This is a genomic window from Pedobacter sp. HDW13 (genome assembly GCF_011303555.1).
Classification (GTDB): Bacteria; Bacteroidota; Bacteroidia; order Sphingobacteriales; family Sphingobacteriaceae; genus Pedobacter.
This window is the reverse complement of record NZ_CP049868.1, coordinates 2702768-2718716: the sequence shown is the minus strand read 5'-3', so window position 1 is coordinate 2718716 and position 15949 is coordinate 2702768. Positions and strand designations below refer to the sequence as shown.

The 15949-nt window shown below is 39.9% G+C and carries 13 protein-coding genes, 2 tRNA genes and 1 riboswitch; of the genes, 6 read left to right on the top strand and 9 right to left on the bottom strand.

What is annotated here, in order from left to right; translation table 11 throughout:
• Nucleotides 1–71: 71 nt before the first annotated feature.
• The 5 genes from metF to murQ form a co-directional block, all read right to left on the bottom strand.
• The gene (metF, locus tag G7074_RS11555) at nucleotides 72–1025 is read right to left on the bottom strand and encodes a methylenetetrahydrofolate reductase [NAD(P)H] (protein ID WP_124558045.1); all 954 of its coding nucleotides are present in this window, start codon (nucleotides 1023–1025) and stop codon (nucleotides 72–74) included.
• A gap of 157 nt (nucleotides 1026–1182) precedes the next feature.
• Complete coding sequence (metH, locus tag G7074_RS11550; RefSeq protein WP_124558046.1) at nucleotides 1183–4884, bottom strand: methionine synthase; 3702 nt, start codon at nucleotides 4882–4884, stop codon at nucleotides 1183–1185.
• A gap of 163 nt (nucleotides 4885–5047) precedes the next feature.
• Nucleotides 5048–5151: riboswitch (SAM riboswitch) on the bottom strand.
• A gap of 116 nt (nucleotides 5152–5267) precedes the next feature.
• On the bottom strand, nucleotides 5268–6023 hold the full coding sequence (locus G7074_RS11545) for a Bax inhibitor-1/YccA family protein (RefSeq protein ID WP_166208491.1): 756 nt from the start codon (nucleotides 6021–6023) through the stop codon (nucleotides 5268–5270).
• 39 nt (nucleotides 6024–6062) lie between these two features.
• A complete protein-coding gene (locus tag G7074_RS11540) occupies nucleotides 6063–6629 on the bottom strand; it encodes a hypothetical protein (RefSeq protein ID WP_124558048.1) in 567 nt (188 codons plus the stop codon).
• Between the two features lie 170 nt (nucleotides 6630–6799).
• Nucleotides 6800–7606, bottom strand: a complete 807-nt coding sequence (gene murQ / locus G7074_RS11535) for an N-acetylmuramic acid 6-phosphate etherase (protein WP_124558049.1) — start codon at nucleotides 7604–7606, stop codon at nucleotides 6800–6802.
• 190 nt (nucleotides 7607–7796) lie between these two features.
• Between murQ and G7074_RS11530 the strand changes: the two genes are divergently transcribed.
• The 4 genes from G7074_RS11530 (at nucleotide 7797) to G7074_RS11515 (ending at nucleotide 11947) form a co-directional block, all read left to right on the top strand.
• Nucleotides 7797–9404, top strand: a complete 1608-nt coding sequence (locus G7074_RS11530; RefSeq protein WP_166208488.1) for a S41 family peptidase — start codon at nucleotides 7797–7799, stop codon at nucleotides 9402–9404.
• Between the two features lie 153 nt (nucleotides 9405–9557).
• Entirely contained in the window at nucleotides 9558–10691 is a 1134-nt protein-coding gene (locus G7074_RS11525) for a histidine decarboxylase (RefSeq protein ID WP_166208485.1), read from the top strand.
• Between the two features lie 79 nt (nucleotides 10692–10770).
• The gene (locus G7074_RS11520) at nucleotides 10771–11367 is read left to right on the top strand and encodes a short chain dehydrogenase (protein ID WP_166208482.1); all 597 of its coding nucleotides are present in this window, start codon (nucleotides 10771–10773) and stop codon (nucleotides 11365–11367) included.
• Nucleotides 11368–11440: 73 nt separating this feature from the next.
• Nucleotides 11441–11947: a GNAT family N-acetyltransferase gene (locus G7074_RS11515; RefSeq protein WP_166208479.1), complete on the top strand. Its 507-nt coding sequence runs from the start codon at nucleotides 11441–11443 to the stop codon at nucleotides 11945–11947.
• A 3-nt stretch (nucleotides 11948–11950) separates the two neighbouring features.
• On the opposite strand, the gene G7074_RS11510 is transcribed toward G7074_RS11515, so the two are convergent.
• The 4 genes from G7074_RS11510 to era form a co-directional block, all read right to left on the bottom strand.
• The gene (locus G7074_RS11510; protein WP_166208475.1) at nucleotides 11951–12460 is read right to left on the bottom strand and encodes an N-acetyltransferase; all 510 of its coding nucleotides are present in this window, start codon (nucleotides 12458–12460) and stop codon (nucleotides 11951–11953) included.
• A gap of 261 nt (nucleotides 12461–12721) precedes the next feature.
• Complete coding sequence (gene der, locus G7074_RS11505; protein ID WP_124558055.1) at nucleotides 12722–14023, bottom strand: ribosome biogenesis GTPase Der; 1302 nt, start codon at nucleotides 14021–14023, stop codon at nucleotides 12722–12724.
• Nucleotides 14024–14178: 155 nt separating this feature from the next.
• Complete coding sequence (locus tag G7074_RS11500; RefSeq protein WP_166208472.1) at nucleotides 14179–14685, bottom strand: TlpA disulfide reductase family protein; 507 nt, start codon at nucleotides 14683–14685, stop codon at nucleotides 14179–14181.
• 15 nt (nucleotides 14686–14700) lie between these two features.
• Nucleotides 14701–15597 carry a GTPase Era gene (gene era, locus G7074_RS11495; protein WP_124558057.1) on the bottom strand — a complete coding sequence of 299 codons (897 nt, stop codon included), beginning with the start codon at nucleotides 15595–15597 and terminating at the stop codon, nucleotides 14701–14703.
• Between the two features lie 114 nt (nucleotides 15598–15711).
• Here era and G7074_RS11490 point away from each other — a divergent pair.
• A tRNA-Met gene (locus G7074_RS11490) sits at nucleotides 15712–15787 on the top strand.
• A 28-nt stretch (nucleotides 15788–15815) separates the two neighbouring features.
• Nucleotides 15816–15887, top strand: a tRNA-Glu gene (locus G7074_RS11485).
• Nucleotides 15888–15949 lie beyond the last annotated feature (62 nt).

Here is a 15949-nt window from a genome sequence, read left to right as displayed (position 1 = left end):
TACAGTTTAAGTCGTTTGGGAAACATTCAAACCTGTCAGTTTTTAAAACCTAACAGATGTTTTAAAGTCTGTTAAAAAATCGCCCTGGCAATTTCTTTGGTTTGCTCTGGTCTGCCCATGGTATAAAAATGCAGTACAGGTGCGCCGAAATCCATCAATTCTTTACACTGCTTAATCATGGCCTCGGTACCAATTTCTTTAGCCTCGGCATTGTTCTTAGCATACGATAAGGCTTCGGTTAATTCGTTTGGCAAATCGAGGTGGAAAATTTTAGGTAAAACCGTTAACTGTTTTAAGGTACTGATTGGTTTTAAACCCGGAATAATCGGCACATTGATATCATTTTCCCTGCATTTTTTAACAAAATCGAAATACTTCTGATTATCAAAAAACATCTGGGTAACAATAAACTCAGCGCCCATATCAACTTTCTTTTTCAGATATTTAAAGTCTGCATTTAAATTAGGTGCTTCGAAATGTTTCTCCGGATAGCCTGCTACACCAATACAGAAATCACTTTTGTAGGTATCGATATCTTCGTGCAAAAACTTACCATTATTATGGTCTTTAATATGCTGAATCAGATCGGTAGCATAATGGTGACCGCCTTTGGTTGGAATAAAGGAGGCTTCGGCCTGGCGGGCATCGCCACGTAGCGCCAGCACATTATCAATCCCCAAAAACTGCAAATCAATCAGTGCATTTTCAGTTTCTTCTTTAGTAAAACCACCACAAATTAAGTGTGGCACAGCATCAATCTTGTATTTATGAATAATAGCCGCACAAATGGCAATGGTACCAGGGCGTTTGCGGTACGAAACCTTTTGCAATAAACCGTTTTCCTGTTCTTTATAAATGTAATCCTCACGTAAGGAAGTTACATCGATAAAGGGCGGGTTAAATTCCAGCAAAGGATCGATGGCATCGTAAACCCACTGGATGCTCTGCCCCTTCATTGGTGGCAATAATTCGAAAGAGAACAAGGTTTTACCCTTTGCGTTTTTTATATGGTCTGTAATCTTCATAACCAGTTTTTTGTTGTTATGCTGAGCGCTAACGAAGCATCTCTAACATGGGAGCAGTTATTATTCTTTTATAACTGCAAAATCAAATATATGTTCTTGCTAAGAGATCCTTGGTTACATCCGATAGTTATCGGATCAGGATGACAAAGCAACAATGTTAATAAGCTAAATTTGGACTTAACCACCGTTCCACTTCTTCAACAGGCATATGTTTTCTGATGGCATAATCTTCAATCTGATCTTTGGTAATTTTACCTAAACCAAAATATCTCGAATCGGGGTGTGCGAAATAAAAACCGCTTACGGCTGCCGTTGGATACATGGCATAGCTTTCGGTTAAGCGTAATCCGATTTTATTTTCCGCATCGAGCAAAGTAAATAAAGTTCCTTTTTCGGTATGCTCTGGGCAAGCCGGATAACCCGGTGCCGGACGTATACCTGCATATTCTTCTTTAATCAGTTCCTGATTGCTTAGATTTTCATCTTTGGCATAACCCCAGTACTCTTTACGTACACGCTCGTGCATGCGCTCAGCAAAAGCTTCAGCTAAACGATCGGCCAGTGCTTTAGCCATAATGCTATTGTAATCGTCGTGGTTAGCTTCAAATTCGTTTACTAATTCATCAATACCAATACCCGTTGTTACGGCGAAGCCACCAAAATAATCCTGAATACCGCTTTCTTTCGGTGCAATAAAATCAGACAAGGCATAATAAGGTTGTCCGTCTACTTTCTCGGCCTGCTGACGGAGGGTATGTATGGTTACCAGTTGGGAGTTTTCAGTTTTCAGTTCGGAGTTATTTACCAGCTGATTACTGCCAACTGTTAACTGAATATCGTCTCCATCTGCATTTGCTGGCCAGAAACCGATTACGCCTCTTGCCGTTAGCAATTTCTCGTCAAGGATTCTTTTTAACAAAGTTTGTGCATCATCAAAAAGCTTTTTGGCTTCGTCGCCAACGTTTTTATCGTCAAAAATTTTGGGATAACTGCCACGAAGTTCCCAGGTATGGAAAAACGGGGTCCAGTCGATATAAGGCACCAGTTCTTCTAATGGGTAATTATCAAAAACCTTCGTTCCAATAAATTCAGGAACAGGTAGGTTGGATTGGAAATCTATCTTAAATTTATTTTCTCGGGCTTCTTCCAGTGTTTTAAAGCGCTTATCCGAACGTTTGTTTAAATGTGCTTCACGCGCTTTATCGTATTCGGCTTTAATACCGGCTACATATTCATCCTTGGTATCGGGATTCATCAAAGTGCTGCAAACCGTAACACTTCTGGATGCATCCAATACGTGAATGGCCGGACCCGAATAATTTGGTGCCACCTTTACAGCAGCATGAATACGTGAGGTAGTTGCACCACCAATAATTAAAGGTATAGTAAAACCTTCGCGCTCCATTTCTTTGGCAAAGTGAACCATTTCATCCAAGGAAGGGGTGATTAAGCCACTTAAACCAATAATATCGGCATTTATTTCTTTGGCTTTTTTGATGATATCCTGTGCAGGAACCATCACACCCATATCTATAATTTCGAAGTTGTTACAAGCCAGCACCACACCCACAATGTTTTTTCCGATATCGTGCACATCGCCTTTTACCGTGGCCATTAAAACCTTACCTGCCGATGAATTCTGATCCTGATCGGGATTATCGAGTTTTTCCTGCTCAATAAAAGGCAAGAGGTATGCAACGGCTTTTTTCATTACCCTAGCCGATTTTACTACCTGAGGCAGGAACATTTTACCTGCACCAAATAAATCTCCCACAATATTCATCCCATCCATCAATGGCCCCTCAATTACCTGAATCGGGCGGGCATATTTCTGGCGGGCCTCCTCTACATCGTCATCCAGATATTCTACAATACCTTTTACCAATGAATGTGATAACCTTTCTTCAACCGATCCTTTTCTCCACTCCTCATCTTTAACAATCTCTTTCCCTTTCGATTTTACGGTATCGGCATATTCTACCAGACGCTCAGTGGCATCTTCCCTACGGTTTAACAATACATCTTCTACCCTTTCCAATAATTCGGGTGGAATTTCCTGATAAACCTCCAACATACCGGCGTTTACGATCCCCATATCTAAACCTGCCTGAATGGCGTGATAAAGAAATGCAGAGTGCATGGCTTCGCGAACCACATTGTTACCCCTGAAAGAGAACGAAATATTCGAAACCCCACCGCTTACCTTGGCATGAGGCAGATTTTCTTTGATCCAGCGGGTGGCGTTAATAAAATCGACTGCGTAATTGTTGTGTTCCTCCAGGCCGGTGGCCACGGTTAAAATATTCGGGTCGAAAATAATATCTTCTGCCGGGAAACCGATTTCGTTTACAAGAATATCGTAACTTCTTTTACAAATTTCTTTTCTGCGTTCGTAATTATCGGCCTGTCCTTGCTCATCAAAAGCCATTACCACAACCGCAGCACCATACTGCATAATTTTACGGGCACTTTCGCGGAATTTATCTTCGCCTTCTTTCAAGGAAATAGAGTTCACAATCCCCTTGCCTTGCAGGCATTTTAAGCCATTCTCAATCACGGACCATTTTGATGAATCGACCATAATGGGTAGTTTGGCAATATCAGGTTCAGAAGCAATCAGGTTCAGGAATTTGGTCATGGCTGCTTCCGAATCAAGCATCCCCTCATCCATATTCACGTCAATAACCTGCGCGCCACCTTCTACCTGCTGTAATGCAACTGCTAAAGCAGCTTCATAATCGCCACCTAAAATCAGTTTCGAGAATTTTGGCGATCCGGTAATATTAGTTCTTTCGCCTATATTTACAAAAATACTTTCTGGGGTAATGGTTACAGGTTCAAGTCCGCTTAAACGCATATGAGGTTCGAGCACAGGTAATTTTCTAGGCTCAGCTTTCCGGGCATTTTTAGCAATGCAACCAATGTGATCAGGTGTGGTACCGCAACAACCACCAACAATATTCACAAAGCCTGATGCAATAAAATCATCAACCAGGTGAGCGGTTTCGTGTGGTTGTTCATCATAAGCTCCAAACTCGTTGGGTAAACCTGCATTTGGATAAGCCGAAACATAACAACCTGCTTTTGCGGCAAGCTCTTCGATATGCGGACGCATTTCTTTAGCTCCCAATGCACAGTTAAAACCGATACTTAATGGTTTGGCATGCATTACCGAGTTTAAGAAAGCCTCCGCCGTTTGGCCCGACAATGTTCTTCCTGAAGCATCGGTAATGGTCCCCGAGATCATAATCTCGAGCTTACGACCAATTACTTCTTCGTATTTTTTAATGGCCACAATAGCCACTTTTGCATTTAGGGTATCAAAAATGGTTTCGATCAACAACACATCCGAGCCACCATCTACCAACCCACGAACCTGCTCGTAATAAGCTGCTTCTAATTCATCAAAATAAACCGCCCTAAAACCAGGATCGTTAACATTCGGCGACATAGAAAGGGTACGGTTGGTTGGGCCAATGGCACCTGCAACAAAACACTTGCGATCGGGATTAGCCGCCATAAACTCGTCGGCCGCTTCTTTGGCTACCCTTGCTCCTTCAAAACTCATTTCGTAAGAAAGGTCTTCCATTTGGTAATCGGCCATCGAAATTCGCTGTGTACTAAAGGTATTGGTTTCGATAATATCGGCACCAGCAGCCATGTACTCGAGGTGTATGGTTTTGATAATATCGGGGCGTGTAATGTTAAGCAAATCGTTATTGCCTTTTACATCACAGGGATGATCTTTAAAGCGTTCCCCTCTAAAATCCTCTTCGGTTAGGGTATATCGCTGAATCATGGTACCCATTGCACCATCAATCACCAAAATACGTTTTTCTAATTCTTCTCTAATGCTCATTGTTGTTGTTGTAGCAAGTAGCAAGTATCAAGCGTTGAAATATTGATAACTCACTTTTTATTAGGTGGCAGCAAAAAGTAAAGGCAAAATTGTCTTAATACTTCATACTTGTTTCCTAAATTAATGGCTTATCTAAAAAGTTGGTACGTGAATCGTAATCCTAAACTTATCTGTTTCCGCTATTTGCAGAATAGAATTTAGCACCTTGTGTGGCACAGGTTGCTAAGACTTCGTTGGGTCTAATCCCTCCGTCTTTCTTAATAAGCATACAAAAATGCAACAAAGCGGCATCATTTCCAAAAATTATCGCCTTGTGGCCAAATAAAATTACAAAGGCCATGCAAAACTGCACAGCCTTAAGAATATTGTTCTGTTTAAACCGTTTATTTTCTGCTTCCGAAAATGCGTAGTAAGAACAGGAAGATGTTTAAGAAATCCAGGTATAAAGATAACGCAGCTACAATCGCCATTTTCTTAGATTCAATCTGAAGAACCTGTTCTCCGCTGGCCTCAATACCTTCGCCAATTCTTTTAATCTTTTGCACATCATAAGCTGTTAATGCAGTAAATATTGCAATGCCAATAAAAGCCATAAACAAGCTGAACTGTTCGCTCTGAATAAACATATTAATTACACTGGCAATTACTAAACCAATTACCCCAACCATCAGAATCGGACCAAATTTGCTTAGATCGATATTGGTTGTATAACCCATAAATGCCATAATTCCAAATATTCCGGCTGCACCTGCAAAACAGCTTACTACCGAACCTGAAGTATATGTTAACAAGATAAAGCTTAAGCTAATTCCGGTTAATACAGAGTAAAGCACAAATACGCCTATTAAAGCAGGTAATGATAACCGGCTTAAACCAAAGCCCATTAATAAAACCAGGCCTAGCGGAGCGAACATGGCTATATAACCAAATATAGACATACTAACTTTGCCTGTTGCAGGGTTAATATTTAAAAGATACTGCATTAACTGCTCGTTGGTACCGAAAAGATAAGCAGCTACTGTAGATAAACTCAATGCAACGAACATCCATAAGAAAACGTTAGCGAAGAATTTTTTAGACACAGATTTTTCCTGTACAAAAACACTGTTGTCCTGATATTGATAATTTTGTTGTTCCATTTTAATTTTTTGCGTGTTAAATTATATAAAAATAAACATTTAGTTCAATCTTTTTGTCAGCAATTCTTCAACTTTTTTAAAGAACTGCAGTGGCTTTAATGTACGCCAAGGCAGATTATCGAAATCGCCGCCAAAGTTAATGTAATAATCGATGTTGTTATCGCGAAACTCGGCAATTACATGTTCCTGAAAATTCACACCAACAATCCAGCCATCTTCCACCTCCTGAAACCACTCTTCGTAATAGCTATCATCAGAAGCATGGAAATTGAGCACATTTTCTCCGATGAGGATAAATTTATTAATGCCTTCATCCATCATCAACTCTACCACATCGCGTTTGAGCAACATAATATCGTTGTTGATGGCATCGTTCCACTCACCGATAAACTCTATTATGGCATAACCGCGATCGTAATCGGCATACAGCACCTTCATGTACAGTGTGCTCGATCCAAATTCATCCCATTGTGGGTGAAGTAAAAAGTTATAAATCTGCTTATCGAAGTAAAGCTCAGAATATTCGGTATTATAAAACGGTGAACGTTCATCTTCAGCCGAAATATAATCGTCTCGCCACTGGTAATAAGGCTCAATCTCGTGCATAGTTTTTAATTATTGAATGCGTGAATTTTGAATAAGTAAATGTTCTTAGCCCATCTCCAATTCAATCATTCTACCCTTCAGTCATTAATTTAATTTTGAATGAACGAATTTTGAATGAGTGAATGTTTAAGCCCATCTCCAATTCTGTCATTCCATCCTTCAATCATTTGTTAATGTTGTCCGGCTTCTACAGCTTTACGTACACTTCCGTAGCGGTTCAGCAACTCAGCAGCTTCTTCGTAGCCAATGTGCAGCTCATCAGCAACCATTTGTGTCCCACGATCTACCAACTTATGATTGGTTAATTGCATATCAACCATCTTATTACCAACCACACGTCCTAACTGTACCATAACCGTAGTACTAAGCATATTTAAAACCAGTTTTTGTGCCGTTCCCGATTTCATTCTTGTAGAACCGGTAATAAACTCAGGGCCAACCACCACTTCAACAGGGAAGTCAGATTCTGCAGCAATTGGTCCGCCGGTATTGCAAACAATGCAACCCGTTAAAACGCCATGTTTACGTGCCGTATTTAAGCCCCCAATAACATAAGGAGTAGTCCCTGATGCAGCCAGGCCAACCAGACAGTCTTTTTCGTTAATATTAAACTCCTGCAAATCTTCCCAGGCTTGTTCAGCATCATCCTCTGCAAATTCTACAGCCCTTCTGATAGCGGTATCTCCACCGGCAATAATGCCTACAACCCAATCAAAAGGCACACCATAGGTAGGCGGACATTCTGATGCATCTACCACACCTAAACGCCCACTGGTACCCGCTCCGATATAAAAAAGACGACCACCTTTTTTCATTCTTTCGGCAACTGCCGAAGTTAATTTTTCGATCTGAGGCAAAGATTTTTCTACAGCAAAAGCTACAGTCTTATCTTCGTTATTAATGCCCTGCAAGACTTCCAACACCGACATCTTATCGATGTGGCTGTAGTTAGATTCTTGCTCGGTAACTCTGTTCATAAATTTAATTTTGATAAAATTCGGTAAATTCTTTCTAAATACACCTTTAAAAATTCAAAAATATATCTCATAAAATTCAATTCAGCCTTTGTTATGGTTAATTTATGTTAAAAATTATAAACAAAAGACAAGAAAATACAGTTAAAAAATATATCAACCCGCTAATTTTCATAAATTTGCAGTAACGCTGATGAAAAAAAATACCCGTAATAATATACTGATCGCTATAAGCTATTCTGTAATCTTAATAGCAGGTATGTTTTTGGGCATAAAATTTATCAAAGATCAAGGCTTTGGCGTTAAAAAAAGTCCACAGCTAGCCAGCAACAGCGACGAGAAATTAAACGAAATTCTTCACATCATTAACGGCAACTACGTTGATGATATCAATACCGATTCGCTTCAAAATTTACCTATTGATAGTGTTTTACATCAGTTAGATCCGCATAGTGTTTACCTGCCGCCAACCGATGCACAGGATATGAGCGATAACCTGGAGGGAAACTTTGAGGGGGTTGGCATAGAGTATTACATGCTTAACGACACTATGATGGTTACGGGCGTTGTTAAAGACGGACCAGCATCCCAGGCGGGCATAAAATTGGGCGATAAAATCCTGAGCATTGATACTGCTGTAGTTAGCGGAAGAAATTTACCCAAAGACCAGCTAACTGGCCGCTTTAAAGGGCGTGCAGGAACTGGGGTAAGCGTGGTTTTATTACATCCGGGCTTAACACAAAGCAACCGCATTATGGTTACCCGTGGCAAGGTAAATATTAGCAGTATTGATGCGGCGTATATGATTAACAGCGAAACAGGCTACGTACGCATCAGTAAGTTTGGTGCCAATACCGATAACGATTTTGCTTCAGCGGCCAACAGCCTGAAAGCGAAAGGCATGAAAAAGCTGATCCTCGACCTGCGTGATAACGGCGGTGGCTATTTTACTGCAGCTACTGGCCTGGCCGATCAGTTTTTGCCCGAAAATAAGCTTATTGTTTATACCCAGGGCAAGCATGAGCCACGTACCGATTATTTTTCGACCGGAACCGGTGCCTTTCAAAATGGTAAGCTGGCGGTGCTGATTAACGAAAATACGGCCTCCGCAAGTGAAATTGTAGCTGGTGCGATTCAGGACTTAGGTAGGGGCATAATTGTAGGCCGTCGCTCTTTTGGCAAAGGCCTGGTACAGGAACAGTTTGCTTTTGGTGATGGTTCTGCGCTAAATCTTACCATTGCCCGCTATTACACACCATCAGGTCGCAGCATCCAAAAATCTTACAAAAAAGGTTATGATGCTTACAAACACGAACTGGATGAGCGTATGATGGATGGAGAATTAACCGGCGACCGCACTTCTTTTCAGGATTCGATTGAGAAAGCAGAAGGCGTAAATACACAGCCCGTAAAAAAAATTAAGCCAATTGGTGGTATACAACCAGATGTTTTCGTAAAACTGGACACTACCGGATACAATAAATTTTATAGTAACCTGGTGAGCAAAAAAGTACTTTCTGATTATGTATTTAATGTATTAACGAGCAGATATAGCGCAAACTTTGTAGAACAGAATATTAACATCTTTACCATTACCGATAATGATTTTAGAGATTTTATTGGTTTTATTCAACGTAAAAATGTTCCAATCGATCGTTTTCAACTGTACAATGCGAAAACAGTAATTCAAAACGACCTTAAAGCACTACTTTGCCGCTATTACTTAGGAGATGTGGGCTACTACAAAGCCTCAAACCAAACCGATAATGCGGTTAAACAGGCATTGGCCAACATGCAATAGCCGTATTTTATTTGCACTAAGATGCATTTGACTTACGGATCATAAAATACAATTTCTAAAAATAACAATAAATCAATATAATATTCTTATTTAAAACAGAATAATGATACTATATTTTGATTTTCCTAATTTTGCCCATATATCCAATTCATTATGGCAACAGGCAATTTATCAGCAAAAGATCAACAAGTATTAAGTGATTTACTAGAAAAAGTAAAAGGACAAACCGATTTATTTCTTGGTTATCCGGTTTCGAAGGATTTTGATTACCAGGAACTGGCTGAGTTTTTAAAATACCCGATGAACAACCTCGGCGATCCGTTCGTTACTTCTACTTATGGAGTAGGATCGCGTGATCTGGAGAAAGAGGTAGTGCAGTTCTTTGCCAGCCTTTTCCGTGCGCCCGAAGATAACTGGTGGGGCTATGTAACCAACGGAGGTTCGGAAGGCAATTTATATGGCTTGTACCTTGCCCGTGAGCTTCATCCAAAAGGTATGGTTTATTATTCTGAAGCCACCCATTACAGTGTTCAAAAAAACCTGCATTTGCTTAATATGTCAAATATCGTAATCCGTACACAAGAGAGCGGCGAAATTGATTATGATGACCTGGAGTACACCATCCGGATGAACCGTCATATGCCCGTTATTATTATGGCCAACATTGGCACCACGATGACCGAAGCCCGCGACGATGTAGCTAAAATTAAAGCAATTTTAAAAAAACTGGCCATCCAGCATTATTATATCCATGCCGATGCAGCACTTTCGGGCACCTACAGCGCCCTGATTGAACCACGCCCTGCATTCGATTTTGAAGATGGAGCAGATAGTATTGCCATTAGTGGTCATAAATTTTTCGGTTCACCAATGCCATGTGGTGTAGTAATTGCAAAAAAATCGAACCGCGACCGTATTGCACGTTCTGTAGCTTACATTGGCAGTGTTGATACCACCATTACAGGTTCGAGAAATGGGCACAGTCCGCTATTCTTGTGGCACACCATTAAACGCCTGGGACTGGAAGGCTTAAAAGAACGTGCCATGCATAGTTTAGAAACTGCAGCATACACTGAATTAAAACTTAGAGAAATGGGCATTGAGGCGTGGCGCAACACCAATGCCATCACTGTAAACTTTCCGGCACCATTACCAGCGATCTGCAAAAAATGGCAGTTGGCGGCAGAACAAGGAAACTCACATATCATCTGTATGCCAAATGTAACCAAAGCACATATCGATCTATTTATAACCGATTTAAAGGCTGAAATAATTTTGCAAGATTAACAGGATACAAACTTTTAAATGACCTTAATGTTTAATAGCAAGGTTAACTTAGTATTACAAAACCTTTAAACATAAAAGCATGAAAATAATAATTGTAGGTGCAACCGGAACTTTGGGCAAAAAAGTTAGCGATGCCTTTGCCCAAAAATATGAAGTGATACGCGTAGGCAATACCAAGGGCGATGTGCAGGTTGATATTACCAGCGAAGCATCGATTAAAACCATGTTCGAAAAAACAGGACCTTTTGATGCGTTAATCAGCACCACTGGTAAAGGCCCTTTTGCGCCCATTAAAGAAATGACAGGCGAAACTTTTAAAAAAGGCTTACTGGATAAATTATTGGGTCAGGTTAACCTGGTACTCATAGGGCAGCACTACATTAATAAAGGAGGCTCGTTTACACTAACATCGGGCATATTGGCCGATCATCCTGTAGCAGCCGGCGCCGCATTAAGCGCAGTAAACGGTGGTTTAAATTCGTTTGTAATTGCAGCAGCTCCCGAACTCGAAAACGACGTACGCCTCAATGCCGTTAGTCCAAATGTAGTTGAAGATTCGCCGGCCTATTTCGATTCATTTCCGGGCGAAATACCCGTAACTATGGATAAAGTAGTAAAGGCTTTTGAAAAAAGCGTATTAGGCATTGTTACCGGGCAGGTAATAAAAGTTTATTAACATAAGCTTGTTCTGAAAAACCTGGATTTTAATGGCTAAAGCATTATATTGAGCCCAATTAACCAACTCAAATATGATAGAAACACCACGCCTCATTTTAAAGCCGCTAACTCATAACCAACTATTAAAATACATTAAAGACGACCACTCGCTAGAAAAAGAATTTCACCTGCTGCCAACTAAGAAAAACATAGCCCCCGAATTACAGGAAGCATTACAGCAAACCATTTTACCTAACGTTTTCGATAAAGACAAAGATTACCTTTACCACACGCTCTGGACTATTATTTCGAAACCCTACAACCGCATGGTAGGTGATATTTGTTTTGTAGGTGAGCCCGATCCAAACGGAGAAATCGAAATCGGATATGGCACTTATGAAGAATTTAGAGGTAAGGGCTTTATGACCGAGGCTGTTGGCCGGATATTGGAATGGGCTAAAGAACAACCAAAAGTGCGATCAGTTTTCGCCGCAACCACCAAAGATAATGTGGCTTCTTACTCTATATTAGAAAAAAACGGTTTTATCCATATCGGTGAAGTTGACGATATGTTAAGCTGGAAAATTGAGCTGAAGTAAGGCTTACACTACAATTTCAAATAAGCTTAAGCTAATTCCTTCGTAATGTTTGGGCAAGCCATCTGTTTTTTGCATGGTTACCACACCAACATATTCGAAACCACAGCCCGTGTAATACTCCAAAAGCTTTTCGTTATCAGCCCAGGTATCCATTCTGATATATTTTAGGCCATTATCTAAACTGTATTGCGTAGCCCACTTAATAATTTCCTTTACAAAAGCATAGCCTCTAAAATTTGGATGGGTTACAATCCGGTGAATATAAATGGCATCATGATCGCGCTCACCCCAAATCAGTTTATCGTTAAAGGTTACGGCAAAAACACAGGCTATTTCGCCGCCTACCAGAATTTTATACTGGCGGTTTTCAGCAATCTCGGTTTGCACCAGTTCGCGATTGAAACCTTGCCAGTGCTTGTTAAAAACCTTCTTTTGGTGTGCAATAGCCATATCGTAAAAATCGAAAATGATGTCGATATCAGTGGGCTGGCTATTTAATACTTGGATTTGCATAAAGCAAAGTTAATTTTTTACCACAGATAAAAATGATGAACACAGATTTAAAACACCTCAAACCTTTAAACACTTAAGAGATGTAAGGTCATGTAAGCTTAAATGTTCTGATATGACTTATAAGGTTAAAAACAGATGCTCATTATTAAGCACCACTGTAAAAAATAGAACAGGGCTGCTTTCACTATGGAATGCAGCCCTGTTTCAAAATATGCTGACTTTGATGTTCCAGCCCTAAACCTTACACCTTTAAGCCTTAAATTATTTCTGTCTGAAGAAAATCTGGATCGGCGAACCCGCGAAATCAAAATTCTCTCTCAGTTTATTCTCGATAAAACGTTTATACGGATCTTTGATGTATTGTGGTAAATTACAGAAGAAAGCAAACATTGGCGATGTTCCGTTAATCTGCGTAATGTATTTGATTTTAATGTGTTTACCCTTTAATGCCGGTGGTGGGAAACTCTCAATCAATGGCAACATTACATCGTTTAACTTCGAAGTAGGAATTTTCTTTCCACGATTCTTATAAACATCCAAAGCAGCTTCAATAGCCTTGAAAATACGTTGCTTATTTAATACCGAAGTAAAAATGATCGGCACATCAGTAAACGGACGAATGCGTTCTTTAATCTGATCTTCGAAAGCTTTCATCGTTTGGGTATTCTTTTCAATCAAATCCCATTTGTTTACCAAAATTACGATACCTTTTTTGTTCTTCTCAGCCAAATGGAAGATATTGATATCCTGGCTCTCAATTCCTTCCTGTGCATCAATCATCAATACTACCACATCAGCTTCTTCTAAAGCTTTGATGGTACGCATTACCGAATAAAATTCAAGGTTTTCTTTAACCTTTGTTTTTTTACGCAGTCCGGCAGTATCAATTAACATAAACTCATGCCCAAACTGGTTGTAGTGAATTTTAATCGAATCGCGGGTAGTACCTGCATTAGCAGTAACAATATTTCTTTCTTTACCGATTAAAGCATTTACCAAAGAAGATTTACCCACATTCGGGCGACCAGCAATGGTAATTTTCGGCAACTGGTTTTCTTCCTCAGGGATATCATCAAATTTTTTGACAATTTCATCCAGCAATTCTCCCGTTCCTGAGCCCGTCATCGACGATAAAGGGTAAACCTCGCCTAAACCAAAACCATAAAAAGTGTGTATTTCGTTATAAAGTGCAGTGTTATCTACTTTATTTGCCGCAACAAAAACAGGCTTATCGCTTCTGCGTAAAACCTGTGCAATATCATCGTCTAAATCAGTAATACCGGTAGTTACATCTACCATGAAAATTAACACACTGGCCTCTTCAATGGCGATTAATACCTGCTCGCGAATTGCAGCTTCGTAAACATCTTCTGAATTGGCTACATAACCACCAGTATCAATTACGGTAAATTGCTTATCGGTCCACTCTCCCACTCCGTAATGTCTGTCGCGGGTTACACCGCTCATATCATCTACAATGGCTTTACGGCTTTCGGTTAATCGGTTAAAAAGGGTGCTCTTGCCTACGTTTGGCCTGCCTACGATGGCTATAATATTACTCATGGGTGTTCTTTTGATAGTTAATGGCTTATAGTTAATGGTCGTGGTGTTTAGGCAAGCTGCTTAAACTATTTGGCTATCAGCCATTGACTATCAACTACTAACCGATTTATTTCGGGCTGCAAAGGTACGGTTAATTTTCGTAACCTCAGTTAATATTAATTTTTATACTTCTCTAAAAGTCCTTTAAGCACTTCCTCGGTGAGTTCATTATCCTTTAATAATGGAAAACCTTCCCAACGCACAATACCCTTCGGATCGATTAAAATGGCATGCGGAATACCTTTAACCTCCAGCTGATTTTTCACAGCAGCTTTGGTATCGATTGCTTCGAAGTAATTAATTTTAGGATTATTAAAAGCTTCTACTTTTTCGGCAGATTCATCAGAAACGCCTATAATAACTACTTTATCGGCGTACTTTTTCTGAATATCGTTTAACGAAGGAATGTATGCCCTGCACGGACCACACCAGGTTGCCCAAAAGTCAATTAACACAAATTTACCTTTGGTATCGGGCTGTTTCGAAATCCATTTTTCGACAACCAGCTCTGGCGCTTTTTCGTTCAGGATTGATTTGGCCCAAAGCTTTTTACCATTGTTCGATTCTTGGGCGGCAACAACCGCGCTTACGAACAACAACAAGATCGTTATGCTTTTCTTCATCCTTAAAAATCGAAATTAATTATCGTATCCGAAACTTTTTAGATAGTTCTTTTTACTTCTCCAATCGGGAATAACCTTAACAAACAACTCAAGAAAAACCTTGGCATCTAAAAACTTCTCAATTTCAATCCGCGCTTCAGTACCAACTTTCTTCAACATGCTGCCACCAGTACCAATCAAAATATTCTTTTGCGAATCGCGTTCTACCACAATTTCAGCACTTATTCTAATCATCTCACCTTTGCCATTTTTAAGCGGCTCTTCTTTAAAGCTTTTTACAATTACCTCGGTACTGTAAGGAATTTCTTTCTGATAGTTTAAAAAGATTTTTTCGCGCACGATTTCAGAAACAAAAAAACGCTCAGAGCGATCGGTTAAATCTTCTTTATCGTAATAAGGTGGGTGTTCAGGCAGCATTTCCAAAACGCGATCCAGCAAACCATCCACATTGTGTTTATGCAGCGCAGAAATGGCATAAATGGCAACTGGCTTTAATTTCTCGTTCCAGTAAGCAATTTTCTCGTCCACCTGCTCCTGCGTAGCCTGATCTATCTTATTAATCAACACAATTGTTGGAATATCCTTGTTCAGGATTTTCTCCAGCACATCATCTTCATCATGCACTTCATTAATATCGGTTACAAATAAAAGTACATCCGCATCTGTTAAAGATCCGTTAACGAAGCTCATCATACTTTCCTGCAAACTGTATTTTGGCTTAATTATACCGGGGGTATCAGAAAAAACGATCTGATATTCTTCTTCATTTACAATTCCTAAAATACGGTGCCTTGTAGTTTGAGCCTTAGGTGTAATAATACTAAGTCGTTCGCCTACAAGCACATTCATTAAGGTTGATTTACCTACATTGGGTTTACCTATTATACTAACAAAACCTGCTTTATGCGCCATTGAAATATTTTTTAAAAAAAATTTGCAGTACAAAGAAACGAATTATATCTTTGCATTCCAATTCGGAAACAGGGTTAAGGATTTAATTCAAAAGAAAAAACGAATTATATAGAGTGCGGGGTGGAGCAGTTGGTAGCTCGTCGGGCTCATAACCCGAAGGTCGCACGTTCGAGTCGTGTCCCCGCTACCAAAGAGTTGAAAGACACTCTTAATTTAATGGCCCGTTCGTCTAGGGGTGAGGACGCCAGATTTTCATTCTGGAAACAGGGGTTCGATTCCCCTACGGGCTACAAAAAGCGATCATTTCTGATCGCTTTTATTGTTTATACCGCTTTTAAAAGCTCAGAAAAAA

Excerpts from the sequence above, each read along its gene's own strand:
- G7074_RS11500 (WP_166208472.1), bottom strand. The coding sequence starts at position 14,685 with ATGAAGAAAAGCATAACGATCTTGTTGTTGTTCGTAAGCGCGGTTGTT.
- metH (WP_124558046.1), bottom strand. The coding sequence starts at position 4,884 with ATGAGCATTAGAGAAGAATTAGAAAAACGTATTTTGGTGATTGATGGT.
- G7074_RS11530 (WP_166208488.1), top strand. The coding sequence starts at position 7,797 with ATGAAAAAAAATACCCGTAATAATATACTGATCGCTATAAGCTATTCT.
- G7074_RS11545 (WP_166208491.1), bottom strand. The coding sequence starts at position 6,023 with ATGGAACAACAAAATTATCAATATCAGGACAACAGTGTTTTTGTACAG.
- G7074_RS11525 (WP_166208485.1), top strand. The coding sequence starts at position 9,558 with ATGGCAACAGGCAATTTATCAGCAAAAGATCAACAAGTATTAAGTGAT.
- G7074_RS11515 (WP_166208479.1), top strand. The coding sequence starts at position 11,441 with ATGATAGAAACACCACGCCTCATTTTAAAGCCGCTAACTCATAACCAA.
- G7074_RS11540 (WP_124558048.1), bottom strand. The coding sequence starts at position 6,629 with ATGCACGAGATTGAGCCTTATTACCAGTGGCGAGACGATTATATTTCG.
- murQ (WP_124558049.1), bottom strand. The coding sequence starts at position 7,606 with ATGAACAGAGTTACCGAGCAAGAATCTAACTACAGCCACATCGATAAG.
- era (WP_124558057.1), bottom strand. The coding sequence starts at position 15,597 with ATGGCGCATAAAGCAGGTTTTGTTAGTATAATAGGTAAACCCAATGTA.
- metF (WP_124558045.1), bottom strand. The coding sequence starts at position 1,025 with ATGAAGATTACAGACCATATAAAAAACGCAAAGGGTAAAACCTTGTTC.
- der (WP_124558055.1), bottom strand. The coding sequence starts at position 14,023 with ATGAGTAATATTATAGCCATCGTAGGCAGGCCAAACGTAGGCAAGAGC.
- G7074_RS11510 (WP_166208475.1), bottom strand. The coding sequence starts at position 12,460 with ATGCAAATCCAAGTATTAAATAGCCAGCCCACTGATATCGACATCATT.
- G7074_RS11520 (WP_166208482.1), top strand. The coding sequence starts at position 10,771 with ATGAAAATAATAATTGTAGGTGCAACCGGAACTTTGGGCAAAAAAGTT.